The organism is Actinoplanes sp. NPDC051411 (genome assembly GCF_040682075.1).
Lineage (GTDB): Bacteria > Actinomycetota > Actinomycetes > Mycobacteriales > Micromonosporaceae > Actinoplanes.
Window position 1 is genome coordinate 1 of the sequence record NZ_JBFBAD010000027.1, and the last position, 19,228, is coordinate 19,228.

General features: G+C 71.3%; 20 protein-coding genes. 12 read left to right on the plus strand and 8 right to left on the minus strand.

Translation table 11 applies throughout. From position 1 onward, the window contains the following. Nucleotides 1-47: 47 nt before the first annotated feature. Nucleotides 48-410 carry an STAS domain-containing protein gene (locus AB0M88_RS16885; protein ID WP_364102148.1) on the minus strand — a complete coding sequence of 121 codons (363 nt, stop codon included), beginning with the start codon at nt 408-410 and terminating at the stop codon, nt 48-50. Between the two features lie 318 nt (nt 411-728). Here AB0M88_RS16885 and AB0M88_RS16890 point away from each other — a divergent pair, with 318 nt between their 5' ends. The 5 genes from AB0M88_RS16890 to AB0M88_RS16910 all read left to right on the plus strand — a co-directional run bounded on the left by AB0M88_RS16890 (nt 729) and on the right by AB0M88_RS16910 (nt 5,267). After that, nucleotides 729-1,241, plus strand: a complete 513-nt coding sequence (locus AB0M88_RS16890; RefSeq protein ID WP_364102151.1) for a hypothetical protein — start codon at nt 729-731, stop codon at nt 1,239-1,241. 188 nt (nt 1,242-1,429) lie between these two features. Next, the gene (locus AB0M88_RS16895; protein ID WP_364102154.1) at nt 1,430-2,857 is read left to right on the plus strand and encodes a serine/threonine-protein kinase; all 1,428 of its coding nucleotides are present in this window, start codon (nt 1,430-1,432) and stop codon (nt 2,855-2,857) included. Nucleotides 2,858-2,893: 36 nt separating this feature from the next. Next, on the plus strand, nt 2,894-3,745 hold the full coding sequence (locus AB0M88_RS16900) for a MerR family transcriptional regulator (RefSeq protein WP_364102157.1): 852 nt from the start codon (nt 2,894-2,896) through the stop codon (nt 3,743-3,745). A gap of 74 nt (nt 3,746-3,819) precedes the next feature. Next, nucleotides 3,820-4,545 (plus strand): hypothetical protein, encoded by a 726-nt coding sequence (locus tag AB0M88_RS16905; RefSeq protein WP_364102160.1) that lies wholly within the window; start codon nt 3,820-3,822, stop codon nt 4,543-4,545. Between the two features lie 71 nt (nt 4,546-4,616). Beyond that, entirely contained in the window at nt 4,617-5,267 is a 651-nt protein-coding gene (locus AB0M88_RS16910) for a hypothetical protein (protein WP_364102162.1), read from the plus strand. Nucleotides 5,268-5,476: 209 nt separating this feature from the next. Here the strand turns inward: AB0M88_RS16910 and argS are convergent, their stop codons facing one another. Next, nucleotides 5,477-7,111, minus strand: a complete 1,635-nt coding sequence (gene argS / locus AB0M88_RS16915) for an arginine--tRNA ligase (RefSeq protein ID WP_364102165.1) — start codon at nt 7,109-7,111, stop codon at nt 5,477-5,479. Nucleotides 7,112-7,265: 154 nt separating this feature from the next. Between argS and AB0M88_RS16920 the strand changes: the two genes are divergently transcribed. Together AB0M88_RS16920 and AB0M88_RS16925 are read left to right on the plus strand one after the other, a co-directional pair. Next, nucleotides 7,266-7,700 (plus strand): protein phosphatase, encoded by a 435-nt coding sequence (locus tag AB0M88_RS16920; protein WP_364102168.1) that lies wholly within the window; start codon nt 7,266-7,268, stop codon nt 7,698-7,700. 62 nt (nt 7,701-7,762) lie between these two features. Beyond that, complete coding sequence (locus AB0M88_RS16925) at nt 7,763-8,242, plus strand: SRPBCC family protein (RefSeq protein ID WP_364102171.1); 480 nt, start codon at nt 7,763-7,765, stop codon at nt 8,240-8,242. On the opposite strand, the gene AB0M88_RS16930 is transcribed toward AB0M88_RS16925, so the two are convergent. Further along, on the minus strand, nt 8,239-8,577 hold the full coding sequence (locus AB0M88_RS16930) for a hypothetical protein (protein ID WP_364102174.1): 339 nt from the start codon (nt 8,575-8,577) through the stop codon (nt 8,239-8,241). The genes AB0M88_RS16925 and AB0M88_RS16930 overlap by 4 nt on opposite strands. Nucleotides 8,578-8,717: 140 nt before the next feature. Here AB0M88_RS16930 and AB0M88_RS16935 point away from each other — a divergent pair, with 140 nt between their 5' ends. Continuing rightward, complete coding sequence (locus AB0M88_RS16935) at nt 8,718-9,629, plus strand: hypothetical protein (RefSeq protein ID WP_364102177.1); 912 nt, start codon at nt 8,718-8,720, stop codon at nt 9,627-9,629. Here AB0M88_RS16935 and AB0M88_RS16940 read toward each other — a convergent pair. The 4 genes from AB0M88_RS16940 to AB0M88_RS16955 all read right to left on the minus strand — a co-directional run bounded on the left by AB0M88_RS16940 (nt 9,579) and on the right by AB0M88_RS16955 (nt 14,340). Next, a complete protein-coding gene (locus AB0M88_RS16940; protein ID WP_364102180.1) occupies nt 9,579-10,127 on the minus strand; it encodes a dihydrofolate reductase family protein in 549 nt (182 codons plus the stop codon). The genes AB0M88_RS16935 and AB0M88_RS16940 overlap by 51 nt on opposite strands. A 54-nt stretch (nt 10,128-10,181) precedes the next feature. Continuing rightward, nucleotides 10,182-11,090, minus strand: coding sequence for a sigma-70 family RNA polymerase sigma factor (locus AB0M88_RS16945; protein WP_364102183.1), 909 nt, complete (start codon nt 11,088-11,090; stop codon nt 10,182-10,184). 25 nt (nt 11,091-11,115) lie between these two features. Then, on the minus strand, nt 11,116-12,768 hold the full coding sequence (locus tag AB0M88_RS16950) for a glycoside hydrolase family 3 N-terminal domain-containing protein (RefSeq protein ID WP_364102186.1): 1,653 nt from the start codon (nt 12,766-12,768) through the stop codon (nt 11,116-11,118). A gap of 81 nt (nt 12,769-12,849) precedes the next feature. Continuing rightward, nucleotides 12,850-14,340 (minus strand): M1 family metallopeptidase, encoded by a 1,491-nt coding sequence (locus tag AB0M88_RS16955; RefSeq protein WP_364102189.1) that lies wholly within the window; start codon nt 14,338-14,340, stop codon nt 12,850-12,852. A gap of 81 nt (nt 14,341-14,421) precedes the next feature. Between AB0M88_RS16955 and AB0M88_RS16960 the strand changes: the two genes are divergently transcribed. From AB0M88_RS16960 to AB0M88_RS16970, 3 genes are read left to right on the plus strand one after another with little or no spacing between them, the layout of a single operon-like run. After that, nucleotides 14,422-15,000 carry an ArsR family transcriptional regulator gene (locus AB0M88_RS16960; protein WP_364102192.1) on the plus strand — a complete coding sequence of 193 codons (579 nt, stop codon included), beginning with the start codon at nt 14,422-14,424 and terminating at the stop codon, nt 14,998-15,000. Continuing rightward, entirely contained in the window at nt 14,997-16,226 is a 1,230-nt protein-coding gene (locus AB0M88_RS16965) for an MFS transporter (protein WP_364102195.1), read from the plus strand. The genes AB0M88_RS16960 and AB0M88_RS16965 overlap by 4 nt, the downstream gene beginning before the upstream one ends. Then, a complete protein-coding gene (locus tag AB0M88_RS16970) occupies nt 16,223-17,521 on the plus strand; it encodes a hypothetical protein (protein ID WP_364102198.1) in 1,299 nt (432 codons plus the stop codon). The genes AB0M88_RS16965 and AB0M88_RS16970 overlap by 4 nt, the downstream gene beginning before the upstream one ends. On the opposite strand, the gene AB0M88_RS16975 is transcribed toward AB0M88_RS16970, so the two are convergent. Beyond that, nucleotides 17,415-18,362, minus strand: a complete 948-nt coding sequence (locus AB0M88_RS16975; RefSeq protein WP_364102201.1) for a hypothetical protein — start codon at nt 18,360-18,362, stop codon at nt 17,415-17,417. The genes AB0M88_RS16970 and AB0M88_RS16975 overlap by 107 nt on opposite strands. Nucleotides 18,363-18,414: 52 nt before the next feature. On the opposite strand from AB0M88_RS16975, the gene AB0M88_RS16980 reads away from it, so the two are divergent. After that, on the plus strand, nt 18,415-19,041 hold the full coding sequence (locus tag AB0M88_RS16980) for a DUF2461 domain-containing protein (RefSeq protein ID WP_364102204.1): 627 nt from the start codon (nt 18,415-18,417) through the stop codon (nt 19,039-19,041). Nucleotides 19,042-19,228: the final 187 nt, after the last annotated feature.

Sequence of the window (19,228 nt, forward strand, 5' to 3'; positions counted from 1 at the left end):
AATGGCGCCGGGCGTACCCCGCCGGGCGCCTCGTCTGTGAGAGAAAATCAGGCTCCTGTGACAAGGTGTTCCGCGTCTGCGCCGCCGAACGGCATCGGGTTGCCGAAAAGGCCGAGCAGTCCGGTCACCCAGAGTTGCCGGTGAGCGAACCGGCTGGGCCGGGTCACGATCAGCTTGACCTCACTGACGGCAGCGAGCTGGAACGCAGCGACGAGCGCGCTGATGCCCACGGAGTCGATGAAGGTCACGCTCTGCATGTTGAGCTCAATGCGCTCGGGTAGCCGGCCCTCGGTGAGCTGGGCGGCCACGGCTTCGCGGATCTCGTACGCGTTCTCAACGTCGATCTCACCGCTCGGTGCGACTTCCACCACGCCGTTGGCAAGCGTCGACATCGTTATCGACAGCGTCACGCCACTTCCCTCCACCCGCCCGGAACCGCTCCGAGCGTCTGCTCCTTGTGTGCGCGGGCCGCGACGCAGCGTAGTGCATGACGCGCACTGCCCAACGCCGGGGGCTGCCGGAGCCACCCCCGAAAGGTTCGGTGAAACTGCCCGAAAGGTTAGGCGCCGAACCTGTCAGTCACCTGAGTGACCCGTGTGAACCGCGTCAAGACTACCCACCTCTGTCCAGTCGATTAGCCGAACGTGATGGCGTCCACACCGGACACGTTTGCCGAATAATGCGCCTGGGCAGGGGTAATGGCAACAGGTGAAGAGAGGGTGACCGAGATGTTCTCGAGCAGGAGCAAGGCCGAACGTACGACGGCGCAGGCCTGGGACTACTTGTCGTCGGCCATGACCGCGGCCGGGGACACCGCCCAGGAGCTGGGCGGGCACACCGCCGACGCCGCGGCCCGGTTCGCCGACCAGGCCGGCCGGATCGCCGACCGGGCCGGCCGGCGCGGGGAAAACCTCGGGAAACGCGGTCAGAAACTGGCCGGAAAGGCCCAGAAGCGGGGCCGCAAGCTGGCCAAGAAGGCCAACAAGCGCGGAACCGCCCTGGCCGGCGTCGCAAGTGACAAGGCCGACGTGGCCTGGAGCCGGGCGAACGCGGCGGCCGACGCGCTGGCCGGGCGCAAGCGGCGCCCGTGGGGCCTGCTCCTCGGGGCGGGCCTGCTCGGCGGGGCGGTCGGCTTCGCGGCCGCCGGGGCGATGCGGGCCGCGAAGGAGCGCGAGGCCGAGACCCACGAGCTGGAGATGGCCGGCAACACGGTGATCGTGACCCCCTCGTACGACGAGTGACCCGCTCGGGCCGCCGGACGGAGCCCTTGGCCGCCCGGTGGCCCGACCGACGCGGGCCCGGCGACTTGCGCAGCTCATCGTCAATTCGGCCGAGGAGCGGAAAGTGCCACCGCTCATCCCCCGATAGGGACACAGCTCTGTACAGTTGAGCGTCGTTCGCTTGCCACCCGATCAGATAAGGTCCGTCGGTGCTCACTGCGGGACAGCTCCTCGGCAACCGGTATCGGTTGGACGAGCGCATCGCCACCGGCGGGATGGGTGATGTGTGGAAGGGCACCGATGTCGTGCTCGGCCGCGTCATCGCCGTGAAGGTGCTGCGCACCGCCATGCTGTCCGACCCCGAATTCGCCGCCCGGTTCTACGGCGAGGCCCGCATGATGGCCGCCTTCCGGCACCCGGGAGTGGTCGAGGTCTACGACTACGCGAGCGCCGACGACACCGACGACGAGCAGGTGGCCTACCTCGTCATGGCGTACGTGGAGGGCGAGCCGCTCTCCAACCGGGTCAAGCAGGGCCCGATGGGCGTCACCGAGACCATGACGATCGTCGCCCAGGCGGCCGACGCGCTGCACGCCGCCCACGAGGCCGGCACGGTGCACCGCGACGTGAAGCCGGGCAACCTGATCGTCAAGCCGACCGGCGCGGTCGTGCTGGTCGACTTCGGCGTCGCCCGGTCGGCCGCGGTGACCAGCGTGACCCAGGCCAACGCGATCGTCGGCACCGCCCTCTACATGGCCCCCGAGCAGGTCGCCAAGGGCAACGTCTCGCCGGCCACCGACATCTACGCGCTCGGCGCGGTCGCCTACCACTGCCTGGCCGGGCACCCGCCGTTCGACGGCGACAACGCGCTCCAGGTCGCGCTGCGCCACCTCGAGGACGAGCCCGAGCCGCTGCCCGCCCACGTGCCGCCGCAGGTCCGGGAGCTGATCGCCCGGGCCATGGCCAAGCAGCCGACCGACCGGTTCCACAGCGCGGAGGAGTTCGCCGAGGCGGCGGTCGCCGCGGCCGGCCCGCTCGACTGGAAAAAGCTGACCGGCACCTCGCTGAACGCGCCGATGAGCCCGGCCGGCATCAGCGGAACCCGGCTGACCACCCCGATGAGCCCGGCCCCGGCACCCCCGACCCGGCCGGTGTCGCTCCCCCGTGAGCTGCTGGTGCCGGCCTCGGCGCCGCAGCAGGCGGCCTACACCACCTCGGCCTCGCTCAACCGGCGGCCGCCGCGCAGCCAGACCGCGCTGCTGATCGGCGTGATCGCGATGATCGTGCTGGCCGGTGGCCTCGCGCTGGCGATCGCCCTGCGCCCGGGCAACAAGCAGGATCCGAGCTCGAGCACGCCCACCACCACCCCGTCGGCCACGCCCGGCGACTCCGCCCCGGCGGGGCCGTCCCTGCCGGTCGTGCCGCCGCCGGAGACGACGAGGGCGCACAACACGCCCAACGGGCAGAGCCAGCGGCCGAGCCGCTCGGCCTCGGCGAGCGCGTCGTCGAGCAAGCCGACCACGACGCCGCCGACGACCGCGCCGACCACCGCACCCACGACCGCGCCGACCACCGCACCCACCACGGCCCCGACCACCGACCCGACCACGCCGCCGGCGGTCAACAACGCGCCTTGACCCTGACACGGTGTCAGAGCGGAAGGTGAACACACCATGTTCACTATCGGAGACTTCGCCGGCCTCGGCCGGGTGTCGGTGCGGATGCTGCGTCACTACGACGCCATCGGCCTGATCCGCCCCGCCCACGTCGACCCGCACAGCGGCTACCGCTACTACACCGCGGCCCAGCTGCGGGTGCTCAACCGGGTGATCGCCCTCAAGGATCTCGGCTTCACCCTCCAGCAGGTGAAATCGATGATCGAGGACAAGGTCGAGCCGGGCGAGCTGCGGGGCATGCTGCGGCTGCGGCGGGCCGAACTGGCCGCCCAGGTCGAACGGGACGCCGCCCGCCTGGCCCAGGTCGACGCACGTCTCCGCCTGATCGAGACGGAAGGCCACATGGACACCGGAGACGTCATCCTCAAGAACGTGCCGGCGCTGCGGGTCGTCGAGCTGTCGGCGACCGCCGCCAGCTACGACGACGCCGCGTCGATCTCGGAGAACCTGAGCCCGCTCTACCCGCGGCTGATGGAGCTCATGAAGCAGCACGGCATCGCGATGACCGGGGCGCCGATCGGATACTACGAGCCGGCGCCGACCGGGCCCGGCGACGAGACGATCTCGGTGCACGCGGCGTTCCCGGTGGTGTCCGGCACCGGATCGGAGGGCCTCGGCTTCGACGTGATCGACCTGCCGCCGCTCGGCCCGGCCGCGACGGCGCTGCACATGGGCAGCATGATGGAGGCGATGGGTACGGTCCAGAAGATCGCGAACTGGATCGACGACAACGGCTACCGGCCGGTCGGGCCCGGCTTCGCCCGCGAGATCTACCTCGAGTGCCCGCCCGGCGACTTCGACCGGTGGATCACCGAGCTGCAGGTGCCGGTGAAAGCACCCGAAAACTAACCTCAGGTCGGCATCCGGGCGGCCGATCAAAGCGGTGCTGCAACCGAGCCGCTACCCGCGGAGGCCTCCTCGCGATGACCACCCAGATCCCGTACGACTCCGGGTCGGCGCAGCCGATGCCCGAATACCCCGCGTCCCCGCCGTGGGCCGAGCCCGCACCACCGGCCGCCCCGGAGCCGCCACCGTGGGACGGCGCCCCGCCCACCCGGCACGGCGCTCTGATGGTGCCCTACCCCGAGCTGATGCACGGCGCGGGACGGCCGGCCCCGCCGACCTGGCTGCCGGTGGCGCTGGTCAGCCTGTTCCTGGCGCTGGCCGGCGGGATCGCCACGTCGGCACTGGCCACCGACCACCTCGGACTGATGTGGGGGGTGCTGGCCGGCGCCTGCGGTGGTGCCCTCGGGCTGCTCGGCGCGCCGATGGCGGCGCGGCGGGCCCGCCGGGCGAGGCGGCACGGCAACCCGCGCTATCCGTACTGGCTGGCCTTCGGGCTGACGCTGGTCGCGGCCGCGGTGCCCGGGCTGTACGCGGTCGGAGTGACCGCCGGCATCGTGCAGTCGCAGGTGGTCGAGCCACGGGTGCAGCACACGATCGAGCAGAGCCTGGTGCACAGCGGACGCGTCGAGGTGTCGGACGGGGCCACCGTCGAGAGCGCCGAGTGCCTGCCGATCGGGGCGCGGCGTACCAACGACGGGTTGCGGGAGTACACGTGCTCGATCGCGCTGAGCTCCGGACGGCCCGGGACACTGCGGGTGACGGCGGACCGTAAGGGCAACTGGACATCGATCGGCGCAAAGTAGACGGGGCAGCGGGCCGGACGGATATCGAGGTAATCTCACGCGCCCGAAAACATGCTTCCACGAGGTGAGACGTGTCCCAGCCGCAGCCGCCCGCCGTGCCCCCCACCTACGGGCCGCCGCCCGGTTACGGGCAGCAGCCCGCCTACGCCCCACAGCCCGCCTACGCCCCACAGCCCGCCTACGCCCCGCCGCCCGGCTACGGGCAGCAGCCGGGCTACCCGACGTCGCCCGCGCCGGCCTACCCGGCGCAGAACTTCGGCGGCCAGCCCGCCACCGCCCCGGCCTATCCGGCTCCGGCCGGCTACGGCGGCGAGCTGCCGATGGTCTCGTGCCGGTTCTGCGGCAGCGTCCCGGCCGTCTCGATGACCTTCCGTGGCCACCAGGGCATGATCGTGATGATGCGGTTCCTGCGGATGGAGGGCCCGTTCTGCCGCGACTGCGGCCTCGGCACCTTCCGCCACATGACCTCGCGCACCCTGGTCCAGGGGTGGTATGGCTATGGCTCGTTCATCGCCACGCCGATCACCGTCCTGGTCAACCTGATCAAGCGGGGCAAGGTGGCCCGGCTGCCGGCGCCGCAGCCCAACCCGTTCGGGCCGAGCCGCCCGCCGATGAACCCGGGGCCGCGACTCCTGGCCCGCCCGATGACCTGGCTCGGCCTCTGCATCCCGATCGTCGTGCTCGGCATCTTCATCGCCGCGATCGCGAACAGCAACGGCTGACCGCCGTCGCGAGCGACAGCAGCCCCCGAGCCGCCGTCGCGAGCGACAGCAGCCCCTGAGCCGCCGTCGCGAGCGACAACAGCCCCTGAGCCGCCGTCGCGAGCGACAACAACCGCTGAGCCGCCGCCACGGCAACAACTGGACCGCCGTCGCGAGCGACAACAACCGCTGAGCCGCCGTCGCGCGCGAACGGCGGGGGCTGAAGCGGCCTACATCGAGCTCGGCAGTTCGATGCCGAGCAGTGTGAGCCCCCGTTCGAGGGTCCGGGCGGTCCGGTCGGCCAGCGCCAGCCGGCTCGCCCGGGTCGCCCCTTCCGACCGCAGCACCGGACAGTTCTCGTAGAACACCGAGAACGCCGCCGCCAGGTCGTGCAGATAGGCGGCCAGCCGGTGCGGTTCCCGCCGGTCGCCCGACGCCCGCACCGCCGGCTCGAAGCCGAGCAGGGCCAGCGCGAGCGCCCGCTCCGCCGGTTCCCCCAGCACGACCGGGCCGCCCGTCGCCGCGTCGTCGCCCGCCCGCTGGAACATCGACCGGATCCGGGCGTACGCGTACTGCAGGTAGGGCCCGGTGTTGCCGGTCGACGCCAGCATCCGGTCCCAGTCGAAGACGTAGTCGCTGCGCCGGTCCGACGAGAGATCGGCGTATTTGATCGCGGCCGTCCCGACCGCGTGCGACGACGCCCGCGCGTCGGCCTCGTCGAGCAGGCCGCTGAGCTTGACCGACGCCCCGGCCCGGGTCCGCAACATCTTGCCGTCGGTGCCGAGGACCGATCCGAAGTCGACGTGCTCGGCCGGCACCTCCGGTGTCAGCCAGCCGGCCATCCGGGCGACCGCGAACACCATCGCGAAGTGGGTGCTCTGCGGGGTGCCGACCACGTACAGCAGCCGGTCCGCCTTTAGTTCCCGCACCCGGTAGCGCACCGCGGCGAGGTCGGTCGCGGCGTACCCGAAACCGCCGTCACTCTTACGCACCAGAAGCGGCAGGGGCTCGCCCTCACGACCGGCGAAGCCGGGCGGGAAGGCGCAGAGGGCGCCCTCGCTCTCCACCAGCAGGCCCTTGGCGCCGAGTTCGTCGAGCACCGACGGCAGCTGGTCCTGATAGAAGCTCTCGCCGACGAAGTCGTCCGGCCGGAGCGTGACACCCAGCCGGCGATAGGCGTCCATGAACGCCTCCTCGGACTGGGCGACCAGCCGCTGCCACAGTTCCCGCGAGAGCGGGTCGCCGCCCTGCAGCGCGACCACCCGCCGCCGGGCCCGCCGCTGAAAGTCCTCATCGGAGTCGAACCGCGCCCGGGCCTGCCGGTAGAGCCGGGTCAGGTCGCCCAACGAGTGGCCCGAGCCCTCGCCGGTGTCGACCAGATATTCGATCAGCATGCCGAACTGGGTGCCCCAGTCACCGAGGTGGTTGACCCGGACGACGTCGTGGCCCTGCCATTCGAGGATCCGGGCCAGCGCGTCACCGATGATCGTCGACCTCAGGTTGCCGACGTGCATCTCCTTGGCCACGTTGGGCCCCGAGTAGTCGAGCACGATCCGTTCGCCGCCGGCCGGGGGCGGCTCGGGAAAACCGGCCGCCGCCGAAGCCAGGAAGTCGTCGTCGACGGTCAGGTTGAGGAAACCCGGGCCCGAGACCGAGATCGCGGCCAGGCCGGACAGATCGGCGGCGGCCACCACCTCGGCCGCCACCTCTCTCGGCGGCCTCCGGAGCGCGTGTGCCAGCGCGAGCACCGCGTTGGACTGGAAATCGGCGTGCTGGGACGCGCGGATCACCGGGTCGGCCGGCCGGCCGGCGACCACGGTCAGAGCAGCGGACAGCCGAGCGGCGAGGAGCGCTTCGAGATTCATGACCATTCCCGTCGATTTTCAGGACGGGTCGTCGGTCGATGTCACGAGCGGGCACCGGCGGAATCGACCCGCCGGTGGAGGTGCAGCAGTCAGCGGCGGTCGTCGGGCCGCCGGCGTCGCTCGCTGAAGAACTGCATGGCGCAGACTGTAACTCATGTCGTGGGAACCAGAGGACGCCGGCGCGTTCCCGCTGCCGTCCGGCCGGCTGATCCGCGGACGCGGCCTGCGCGACCCGATGCCGTCCGGGCACGCGCCGACGTTCGGGGTCTACCTGCTCGGCACGGAGCCGCCCGAGTTCGGTTGGACGAGCCGGTGGATTCGCTGGCCCGACTTCCGGTTACCGGTCGATCCGGCGTACGCCCGAAAGGTTTTGATCGAAGCGTGGCGGCGCAGCGAGAGCGAGCGGGTCGAGATCGCCTGCGGCGGCGGCCGCGGGCGCACCGGAACCGCCCTGGCCTGCATCGCCGTGCTCGACGGCGTGCCGGCCTCCTCGGCGGTGGAGTTCGTGCGCGAGCATTACCATCCGCGCGCGGTCGAGACACCGTGGCAGCGCCGATTCGTGCGGCGTTTCGCGGCGAACGGAAACTAGGGCAACGATCAGAAGCGGCCATTAATCTGGACCCGGACGCCAGTGCCGACCCTGGGGGCATCATGATCGTCGTCGAGCGCACGTTCACCGTCGGGACGACCCCCGAGTCGGCGCTCGCCTACCTCATGGACTTCGGCAACACCCAGGAATGGGACCGGGCCGCCCAGCACACCGTCCGCAGCGGCTCGGGCCCGCTCCAGCCCGGAGCGACGTGGCGGCAGGCCTGCCGCATCCTCGGCATCACCGCCGAGCTGACCTGGACCCTGATCGAGGCGACCGGCGAACGACTCGTCTTCCACGGCCGCAACGAGGGCGCCACCTGCGTCGACACCGTCTTCGTGCGACCGGCGCCGGGCGGCACCGAGGTGACCTACCGGGTCGAACTGGAGATGCACGGCCTGGCCAAGCTGGCCACCCCGGTCATGAAAATCGAGTTCGAGAAGCTCGGCACGGAAAGCGCGGCCGGTCTCAGCCAGGCGCTCAACCGGCTCTCCGCGCCGGCCTGGCGGCCGTCGGCGATTCCCCCTCCGGCGCCGGCTTAGCGGGCCACCAGCATGTGGGCGTACGCGGCGGGGACCTCCACGTCGCGTCCGGCCCGTCCGGCGAGCGCCAGTCCGCGACCGGCCGCCGCGGCGGTCCGGGCATGTTGCCCGCCCAGCCAGAGCGTCTCGGCCAGGGCGAGTGCGGCCGGGCCGACGAACGGCGATTCGCCCGTCCGGTAGGCCCATTCGGCGGCGAGCGTCGCGTCCTCCAGCGCGCCCGGCTCGCCGCGGCGGCCCCGCAGCTGGGCGCGCACCGACCGGGCCGGGACCAGGGCCGGCTCCGGCCGTGGCCAGCAGCCGGCGGGGCCGATCGCGTCGTCGCGGAAGGTGAACACCAGCCGGGCCCGGCGACCCGGCCGCCGGCGACGCTCTCGGCGTCGGGCCGTTCGAGAAGCTCCATTCGGGACGACGCTGGGCCGGGTTCGCGACAGTCACCAGCAGCTTTTGGACAGTCGGGTGGGTTAGGGTTCGGCCCGTGTCGGTGATGACTGTCGCCTCCGAGCGAACCCATGCGCGCCGTGGCCTGGTTGCCTGGCTGTCGACCGTGCTGGTGGCGCTGACCTGCGCGGCCGCCGCCGCGGCGGGTGCGGCCTGGGTGGGCTGGCGGGCGGCCGGGCCGCTGCCGTCCGACGTGCGGGCGCGGGAGATCGTGGCTCCGCTGGGGTCGGGGGTGCCGGTGCGGCTGGGCGATCGCGACGACGCGCTGTTCGGCTATTCCGGCGGCGGTTCGCTGCGCTGGCTGCTCGGCGACGACCGCTTCCGCGGTGGATATGTCGACGTCTCGCTCGGTTCGACCACGTCGGAGCAGGTGCAGGCCGCGATGAAGGGCGACGGCTGGCAGGTCGACGCCGACGACCAGTTCGGCGTGAGCGCCCGCAAGGGCCCGGTCGCGGCGCTGCTCTACCAGCAGGGTGAGTCGGTGACGATCGAGCTGGTGCGGGCGCGGCCGGGGCCGGTGCGCCCGCTCGAGCTGGCCGGCTGGGTGGCCGGGCTGCTCCTCGGGTGGGCGGCCGCCCGGCGGTTGATCGCGGCCCGGCGGGCGGCGTGGATCGTCGGGGCCGGTTCGGCGGTGCTGCTGTTGCCGGCCACCGTGCTGACGACCGGGCAGCTGTTCTCCGAGGCCGTGCTGCCGCCGACGATCACGCCACCCGCGTTGTGGGGCGACTACGCGTCTTCCGTGGTGCACCCCCTGGCCCTGGTCGGAGCCCTGCTCGGGGTGCTGGCCCTACTGGTCACGCTGCTGCCCTCGCCGGACAAAAGCGCGTCACCCGGCAAAAGCGCGTCACCCGGCAAAAGCGCGTCACCCGGCAAAAGCGCGTCACCGGGCCGAGACCCGTCATCGGCCGAAGCAGCTCAGGACGGCGGCGCCGGCGAGGTCGGTCGATAGGGTTCGCAGGTGGGCCGCCGGCCGGTCGCCGGTGAAGAGCCGCCGCCCGGAGCCGACGACGCTCGGGAAGGTCAGCAGCCGATACTCGTCGATCAGATCGTGATCCGCCAGCGTCTGCACGACGCCGAGGCTGCCGGGGACGACCACGTCGCGCTGCTCGTTCTTCACGGCGTCGGCCAGGTCGCCGTCGAGCAGCCGTGAATTGGGCCAGGCCGACGTGTCGGTCAGGGTGCGCGAGGCCACCAGCTTGGGCACGGCGTTCATCCGCCGGGAGAACGGGTCGTCGCGGTTGGGCCAGAGCCGCGAGAACAGCTCCCACGTGGTGCGGCCGAGCAGCATGACGCCGTCGTCCAGCAGGGGGCCGAGGCGGAACTTGTCGCCGGCGACCGATTCGGGGCCGTGCCGGAAGGCCCAGCCGCCGGCCGGGGTGCCCCCGGAGCCGTCCGGGTCCTCGACGACGCCGTCCAGGGTGATGAACTCGATGACGATGACGCTCACGATGTTTCCCTTCGGTCGATGCTCACCGGTACATACCGGCCGCGGCGGCCGAACTCATCGCGGCGGCAGCGCGAAAATCTCGAAGACCTTCGGGTCGGCGAAGACCACGTTGTGCGCGACGCGGCCTCCGACGATCTCCAGCACCTGCAGCGAGTGCGGCCGATGGGCACCATCGGCTTCCGGGGCGTACGCGGCGAGCGCCGGCTGCCCGTTCGCGGAAACCGGCCTCGTCAGCCAGCCCGGGCCGCGCATCCGGAACACCCGCTCCATGAACTGGCCGTAGTGGCGGCGGCCCTGGTACCAGAGCGCAACCGGCGGCATCTCCATGATCGCGTCGTCGGTGAGCAGCTTGACCAGGGCCGGAACGTCGGCCGCCTCGAACGCCCGCGCGTACTGCTGGACGGTCTTGCGGACCTGCGGGTCGTCCGGTTCGGCGATCTCGCCCGGGTCGCCGACACCGGTGAGGGCGGCCTTGGCTCGCTGCAGGGCGCTGTTGACCGCCGGGACCGTGGTGTCGAGCTGGGTGGCGACCTCGGCGGCGCTGAAGTCGAGCACCTGCCGCAGCACGAGCACGGCCCGCTGGCGCGCCGACAGGTTCTGCATCGCCGCGACCAGGGCCAGCCGCAGGTCGGCCCGGGCCTCGACCTCGACCCGGCCGTCGGGGAACGGCTGCAGCCACGGAATGTCGAACGCCGGGGTCAGCGGCGCTCCCGGATCGTCGCTCCGCTCGACCAGGCCGGACGGCAGTGGCCGTTTCGCGGCGCGTTCGAGCGCGGTCAGGCAGACGTTGGTGGCGATGCGGTAGAGCCACGTGCGGATGGAGGCGCGGGTCTCGTCGTATCGGTCGCGGGCCTTCCACGCGCGCAGCATCGTCTCCTGCGCGAGGTCTTCCGCCTCGTGGAAGGAGCCCAGCATGCGGTAGCAGTAGGCGATCAGCTCGCCGCGGTAGGGCTCCAGGTTCACGCGTCCAGTGTCCCGCTCGCCCTGGCTACTGTCCCGCGCCGTACGGGAAAAGGCCCTTGATCGTCACCGGAAGGTGACCGCTGGTTTTGATCTTGCCTTGGAGGACCGCGGCGAGCGCGGTGACCGAGACCGGCTGGTAGTCGTAGGCCGCCAGGTACGCCGGGGCCGACGGGAACGACGCGATGTCGTAGGGGCCGCCGACCGAGGCGACCACGATCGGCTTGCCGGTGGCCAGCAGTGCGTTGACCAGCTTCTGCTGGGTGGTGTCGCCCCACGCGTTGTAGGTCGTCACGACCGTGACGTCGGCGGCCCGGGCGGCGGTCACCGCCTGCGCGATCACCGCGTCGCTCGGCGAACCGGTGTAGAAGCGGGTCGCGCCCAGCGCGGCCGCCAGGTTGGTCGTGGTGCTGACGCCCCAGCCGGTGACCAGCACCTTCTGGTCCGGCCGCAGCGGAAGGCCGGCGCCCCGGAGCGTGGTGATCGAGCGGGCGGCGATGTCGGCCATCGTCGCGAGATGAGCCGGAGTTCCGACCACCGGCGAGGACGGGACCATCGGGTCGTGCGTCTTCGTGGCCAGGATCCGGCGGACCGACTGGTCGATGCGGGACTCGCTGATCGTGCCGTTGCCGACCGCGTCGATCAGGGCCTGGATCGCGCCGGGCACGTCGCGCGGCATCAGCAACTGGTCGACGCCGGCGTTCACCGCGTCGACCGCGATCTCCGCGTTGGTGTAGTCGTTCAGTGCCGCCGCGTCGAGCGCGTCCGTGATCACGACGCCGTTGTAGTGCAACTGGTTACGCAGCAGCCCGGTGATGATCGGCTTGGAGAGGCTGGCCGGCGCCCCGGACGGGTCGAGCGACGGTGCCACGATGTGCGCGGCCATGATGCTGGTCGTGCCGGCCGCGATCGCGGCCACGAACGGTGGCACGTGGGTTTTGACAATTTCGGCGCGGCTCTGGGAGGTGACCGCGACCCCGTTGTCGGTGTTGACCGTGGTGTCGCCCAGCCCCGGGAAGTGTTTGGCCTGGGTGCCGATGCCGGCCGCGCGGTAACCACCGATCGCGGCGGCCGAGTTGAGCGCGACCGGGACCGTACGGTCGCCGAACGAGCGCACACCGTCGGCGGCGTTCTGCGGGTTGGTGTTGACGTCGACGACCGGCGCGTCGACCTCGGTGATCCCCAGGGCGCGCAACTCGGCGCCGCTCACCTGGGCCGCCCGGTACGCGTTGCGCGGGTCGAAGGTGGCGCCGATCGCCATGTTGCCCGGGCCGACCGCGAGCGGCGCGCCGATGCGGTTGACCACGCCACCCTCCTGGTCGGTGCTGATCTGCAGCGGAACACCGGTGTCGGCGAGCGCGGCCGTCTGCAGCCCGTTGGAGAGGCCGGCGATCTGGGCCGGATCGGCGAGGTTGTCGCTCCAGGTGAAGTAGATGACGCCGCCCAGATGGTATTTGGCGACGGCCTGGGCGGGGGTGGTCACGTCGGAGCCGAACTTCGCCTGGTTGGCCGCGGCGTCGGCGGCGCTCACGCTGGTCGCATTGGTGCCATAGACGTACGAGACGACCATCTGGCCCACCTTTTCGGCCAGGGTCATGCCTTTCAGTCCGTCGGCGTGCGCCGCTGTCGGCCCGGTCAGGACCAGCGTCGCTGCCAGCGTCCCCGTCAACCACCGTCGCATGTGAGAGGCCCTCCTCGTTCCGGTTGCCCGCCCACCGTACCGCCCATTGACACCGGTCACTGGGCGGTACGGGGTTCGTACCTAACTCGCCGGCGTGACCGTCCAGTCCGGGTGACCGGGCATCGGCGGCGTGGTGGTGCCGTAGAGCCAGGCGTTCAGGAACGGGCGCAGGTCCTGGTGGGCGACCCGCGAAGCGAGCGCGATGTAGTCCTGGGTGGAGGCCGACTTACCGCGGTAGATCGAGACCCAGTCCCGCTCGACCTGCTGGAACTTCGCGGCGCCGATCTTCTGCTGGAGGGCGTAGAGCGCCAGCGCGCCACCGTCGTAGACGTTCTGGTTGAACACGTCCCACACCGAGTCGGAGTCGAGCGGGGCGGCCACCGGGCCGAACGCGGCGCGGTACTTGTCGCCGTTCGCGTAGACGTGCTTGAAGTACGCCTCGCGGTCGGCGTAGCCCCGCTCGTACTGGCTGAAGGTGCCGCTCTGCTCGGAGTAGAGAAGTTCGTACCAGGTGGCGTGGCCCTCGTTCTGCCAGACGTCACTCCACGACTTGGGTGCGACGCTGTCGCCGAACCACTGGTGGGCCAGCTCGTGCACCATCACCGGGCCGAGCACGTATTCGGGCGCCGCGAACAGGCCGGTGTCGTAGAGCGACAAGGTCTGCGTCTCGAGCGCGAAGCCGAGATTGGCGTCGATGACCAGGGAGCCGTAGTCCTCGAACGGGTACTGCCCGACCTGCTTCTCCATCCAGGTGATGTGGTCGCGCTCCTGGGCGGCGAGGGGGAACAGCGTCGACGCGAGCCGGCGCGGGACGACGTCACGGATCGCCGTACGGCCGACCGAGGGGAGCGTCCGCACGGCGAAGTCGCCGACCGCCACCTGCACGAGTTCGCTGGCCATCGGCTTCGACTCGCGGTAGGTGTCGCTGACGTACCCGTTGCGGACCCGGTTCTGGACCCGGACGCCATTGGCCGTGCCGGTCCAGCCGACCGGCTCGGTCAGCGTGATCGTGTACGTCGCCTTGTCGCTCGGGTGGTCGTTGCTCGGGAACAGCAGGTGCGACTCATTGGGCTGCCCGGCCAGCACCGTTCCGTCCTGAGTGGTCACGAAGCCGACCGGCGAGTCGGCGTTGGCCTCGATCGGGGTGGCCTGGAAGCCGCTGACCGTGACCCGGAAGTGGTGCCCCCGGGGCAGGTAGCGGCTCGGGGTGATCACGAGTTCGTCGCCGCTGCGGGTGAACGTGGCCCGGTGGCCGTCGACGTCGACCCGCGCGACCGAGTCGCCACCGAAGTCAAGGTCGAAGCGGGAGAGGCTCTGGGTCGCGACGGCGGTGATGGTGACGTCACCGGAGACCGCCTGCTTGGGGTCCTTGGCCGCGTAGCGCAGGCTCAGATCGTAATTTCGCACGTCGTATCCGCCGTTGCCGAGCAGCGGGTAGAGGCGGTCGCCGAGGCCGGCCGATCCGGGCGACGGCCGGGATCCGCCGGCGTACGCGGGTGCGCCGACTCCGGCCACGGCGACCACCGCGGCGGCGCCGACGATCAGGAGACGGTTACCTATGGAAGCGCTCATGACACCGGACGCTACGCCCGTGCATCGAGCGATTTAAAGATCCCGCTTTCCATTGTAGATGTGAGAGCTTACTCTCGAAACATGTCTCTCACGAATCCGCTCGGCGACATCCCGATCTCCGACCCCCAGGCGATGCGGGCGCTGGCCCATCCCGTACGCCTCGCGGCCCTCTCGTTCCTGCAGCGCAACGGGCCCGCCACCGCGACCATGCTCGCGCCCGAGGTGGGCGCCACCCCCTCGGTCACCAGCTGGCACCTGCGGCACCTGGCGACCTTCGGCCTGGTCACCGACGCCGACCCGGACGAGGTGCCGGGCGACAAGCGGCAGCGCTGGTGGAAGGCGGCGGCCCGCGGCTTCCGGATCGAACCGGGCGAGGGACCGGAGTACGAGGCGGCCTACGAGGTGCTCGGGCGGCAGTTGATCGAGACCGCGCGGGAGCAGGTCGACACCTGGCTGCGGGACACCGCGCCGCGGCTCTCCCCCGAGTGGCGGCAGGCGGCGAGCGTGTCCAACACCGGCGTCTGGCTCACCGCCGACGAGCTGCGGGACCTCGACGAACAGATCGACGAGCTGCTCGGGCCGTACGTCATGAGAGCGGAAGCGGACCGCCCGGCCGGCGCCGCGCCGGTCCGGGTCCTCCGGCACTTCCTGCCGTCATGAACGACTTCCGCAAGCTCTGGACCGGCGATCTGATCTCGCAGTTCGGCGACCGCGTCAGCGAACTGGCGCTGCCGCTGATCGCGGTCGCCACGCTGGCCGCGAGCCCGGCCCAGGTCGGCCTGCTCACCGCCGCGGTCTGGGCACCCAACCTGCTCGGCGTGCTGGCCGGCGCGTGGGTCGACCGGCGTCCCCACCGCCGGTCGATCATGATCGGTGCCGACCTGCTGCGGGCGGCGGCGCTGTTCAGCCTGCCGATCGCCCACTGGTTCGGGGTGATCACATTGACCCAGCTGTTCGCGGTGGCACTGCTCTCCGGGGCCGGCCAGGTCCTGTCGATGGCCGCCTACCAGTCGTTCTTCGTCACGCTGGTGCCGCCCTCGCGGTACGTCGAGGCCAACAGCAAGCTCAACATCAGCCGTTCGGCGTCGTTCTCGGCCGGCCCCGCGATCGGTGGCTATCTGATCCAGCTGCTGACCGCGCCGGTCGCGGTGATCGTCGACGCGTTCTCGTTCCTCGCCTCGGCCCTGTTCCTGTCCCGCATCCCGTCTTCTTCGACCCCGGTCCACGCCTCGGCCGGCGGCGTCCGGCACGGCGTGCGCTACGTCTTCGAACACCCCTATCTGCGGGCCGCGCTCGCCTGCGTGACCACGCTCAACTTCTTCACGTTCATCGCACAGGCGCTGGCGGTGCTGTTCGCCAGCCGCACGCTCGGCCTGCCGGCCGGCGTCATCGGCCTCGCCTTCGGCCTCGGGGCGCTCGGCGGTCTGGCCGGGGCCGCGGTCGCGCCGCGGCTCGCCCAGAGGTACGGCGTGGGCCGCCTCGTTCTCCTCGGCTCGATCCTGTTCCCCGCCCCGATCGCGATCATGGCCCTGGCCACCGGCCCGCACTGGCTGGAGGCGACGATCATCGCGGCCGGCGAGGCGCTCAGCGCGGCCGGCGTCATGATCTTCGACATCAACCTGAACTCGATACAGACCGCGGTGACCGCCGACCACATGCGCAGCCGGGTGTCCGGCGTCTTCAGCACGATCAACTACGGCTCGCGCCCGCTCGGGGCGGTGATCGGCGGCCTGCTCGGCTCGTGGATCGGGGTGCGGCCGACGTTGCTGCTGGCGGCGGCCGGCGGCGCCCTGTGCTGTCTGTGGCTGTTTCCGTCGCCGATCCCGCGCATTCGGAGCCTTTCGGAGGTCGGCTCGCCGCCGGTGCTCGTTCACAATGAGGCGTGACCGCCGGGGTAATCGATCTCGACGCCGCGCCGCGCGTGGCCGCGGCCCGGCGCCCCCTGGCTCCGCTGCTGCTCAGCCTGGTGCTGGTGCTGTTGCTGGGGGCGTCCGCGCCGCTACGGCAACCAGACCCGGCGGCCACCGTCCCGGCGACGTTCCTGGACGACATGTTCATCGACGGCACCCGGCTGTTCGTGGTCGGGCCCGGCGGTCTGCTGCGGATCTTCCGGCTGCCCGACGCGCATCCGCTCGGACAGATGCGGATCGGCTCCCCGGGGTCGATCAGCGGGGTGCGGCAGGTCGGCGACGTCCTGCTGGTCATGGCCAGCGGACCCCGCGTGACCACGGCCTTCGACGCCGGGTCGGGGCAGGAACTGTGGTCGTCCGGGGCCGATCTGGTCGCGGCCACGGCCGACACCGTGGTGCTGACCGACGACCTGGCGATCTGGGCGGTCGACGCCCACAACGGGAGCGTCGGCTGGCGGGTCGACCAGCCGACCCTCGGTTCGCGTTACCTGGTGACCGCCGGACTGGACAGCATGACCAGTTACGACGGGCAGACCGGCTCGCCGATCTCCTCCCGGAAGATCCACCTGTCCGGAATCATCTACAGCTACATCTCCGAGGACCGCTTCGTGATCGGCGATTCGTCGGGTCTGTCGGCCTACCGGCTGCCCGCACTGACACCGCTGTGGCACGTGCCGGCCGACCCCCGGGAAGACCGGCTCGAACCCGGTTGCGTCCAGGTCCTCTGCTCCTACCTCGGCGTCCAGGGCGTCACCGTCCGCGACCCGGCGACCGGGCGCACGCTGCTGGAGCAGTTCCCGATGGGCGGCGCTCACCCCGCTCGGCCAGGACCTGGTCGGAACGACCACTCACACCCCGCTCGACTCCGCACACCTGTTCCTGCTCGACCCGGCCACCGGCGACCCTCGCGGCGACTTCGGCGACTGGCGCGCGGTCATCGGCCCCGGCGGCACCCTCCGGTACGCCCTCCACCCGGCCGCCACCCCGAACGACTACTGGTTCGGCGAACTCGACCCGGCCCACGCATCGGTCCGCATCCTCGGCCAGGCCCCCCGCGTCTCCGGCCACTGCGACGTGAGCGCGGGCGCACTGATCTACCACCGCATCGACGGCTCCATCGCGGTCTGGCGCTTCAGCTGACCCGGTTCCGAGCCCCGGGCGGCGCTACCCCTGGTCGGGCTCGGCGTGCCGGTCTGTTTCGACCGGCGGCGGGCCCGGCGAGGGCTCGGTCGAGTCGGCTGGGTGGGTGCTGCCGCGGTGGTGTTTCTTGACGAAGGTGTAGCCGGGCGCGAGCGGCATCTCGGCGATCTGCTCGTGCAGGCTGACCTGCCGCTCCGACGGCTGGGCGCCGGCCGGGAGGCGGCGCACGAAGCCGCTCACCCAGTGCTCGCGGCGTTCGGCGCCGGCATCGTCGTCGAGGAGGTCGAAGTCGGGGTCGCCCGGGTAGGGGGCCGGCTCGACCATCGGGGCGTAGAACAGCATCTCGGCCGTCTTCTGGCCGGGAACGGCCGGATAGCTCGCGTAGCCCGACGAGTCGACGCTGCCGTCGACCCGGGTCAGGAAGCCCTCGCGGATCAGCTGGTCGAGCGCGTTCTTCAGCAGGAACGTGCCCTTCGCTCCGCGGCCCAGACCGCAGTGTTTCGGCAGCTCCGAGTCTGCGAGCACCGCGCTGCCGTCCTCGAAGACCCGGCCCACCCGGCGGACCGAGCGCAGCACCTGCCCCCGGTTGGATTTTCCCGGGTCGAACGAGCGGGTCACCACCCGCGGGTCGTACTCGTGGTAGTAGGCCACGCCGTCGACCCGGACCGGTTCGTCGAGTGCGGCCGTGCGGACCACGATCTCGTCCTTGGCCGCCTGCCAGGACACCGTGACCAGGGCGCCGGGGCGGAGGTCGGGCGGCCAGACCAGCCCGGTGAACTGCCACTCCACGTCCTGCCGGAGCTCGGCGTCGAAGACCTGGGTGGTCGCGTTCAGCCCGAATTCGCGGTGTTCGAGAACCACCTTGACCTGGTCACTCTCGCGGAGGAACTCCACGCACTCCTCCGGTACGGCGCACACCCCACCGTCGAGGTCGGCCTGCCAGAGAGCGAACCGCCGAGTCCCCTTCCGCATCCGACGAAGATACCCGCCCGTTCAGGACGATGATCGGCAGTAGATTGGCGCGGTGACGTTCCGTGGCTGGCCGAGCGAGGCCCTCGAGTTCTACGAGGGGCTGACCGCCGACAACTCGAAGTCGTACTGGACGGCACACCTGCCGGTCTATGAGAACCAGGTGCGCGCGCCGATGGAGGAACTGCTGGCGCGGCTGGAGCCCGAGTTCGGGCCGGGCAGGATCTTCCGGCCCTATCGGGACGTGCGGTTCAGCAAGGACAAGTCGCCGTACAAGAACCACCTGGCGGCGTCGCTCCCGGAGGCCGGCTACGTCCAGTTGTCGCAGGACGGGCTGGCGGTGGGCGCGGGGATGTATCAGATGTCCCCCGAGCAGTTGGACCGCTATCGCCGCGCGGTCGCCTCCGACGCGACCGGAACCGTGCTCGCGGGGATCATCGCGAAGATCGAGAAGGCGGGGATCGGGGTGCTCGGGCGGGACACGCTGAAGACCGTGCCCCGCGGCTACCCGAAGGATCATCCGCGCATCGATCTGCTCCGGCACAAGGGCCTGGTGTGCTGGAAGGAGTGGCCGCCGGCGGCCTGGCTGGGCACGGCGGCGGCCGCGGACCGCGTCGTCACCGTGCTGCGGGCGGCCCGCCCGCTGCGGGAGTGGTTCGCCGACCACGTGGGCCCGGCCTAGGCCGAGTGCACCAAGGGCTTGTGGCCGGGCCCTCCGACGTGTACCTCTGTCCGATGCCGGACAGAGGTACACAAGGGAGGGCCACATTGAACCCGTCACGCATCCGGAGCCGTACTGGCCAGCGAGCGAGCGTAATCAACGTGCGTCTATCGCCAGCTCCGCCGTCGCGGCTTGCTGGCGTCGTAGG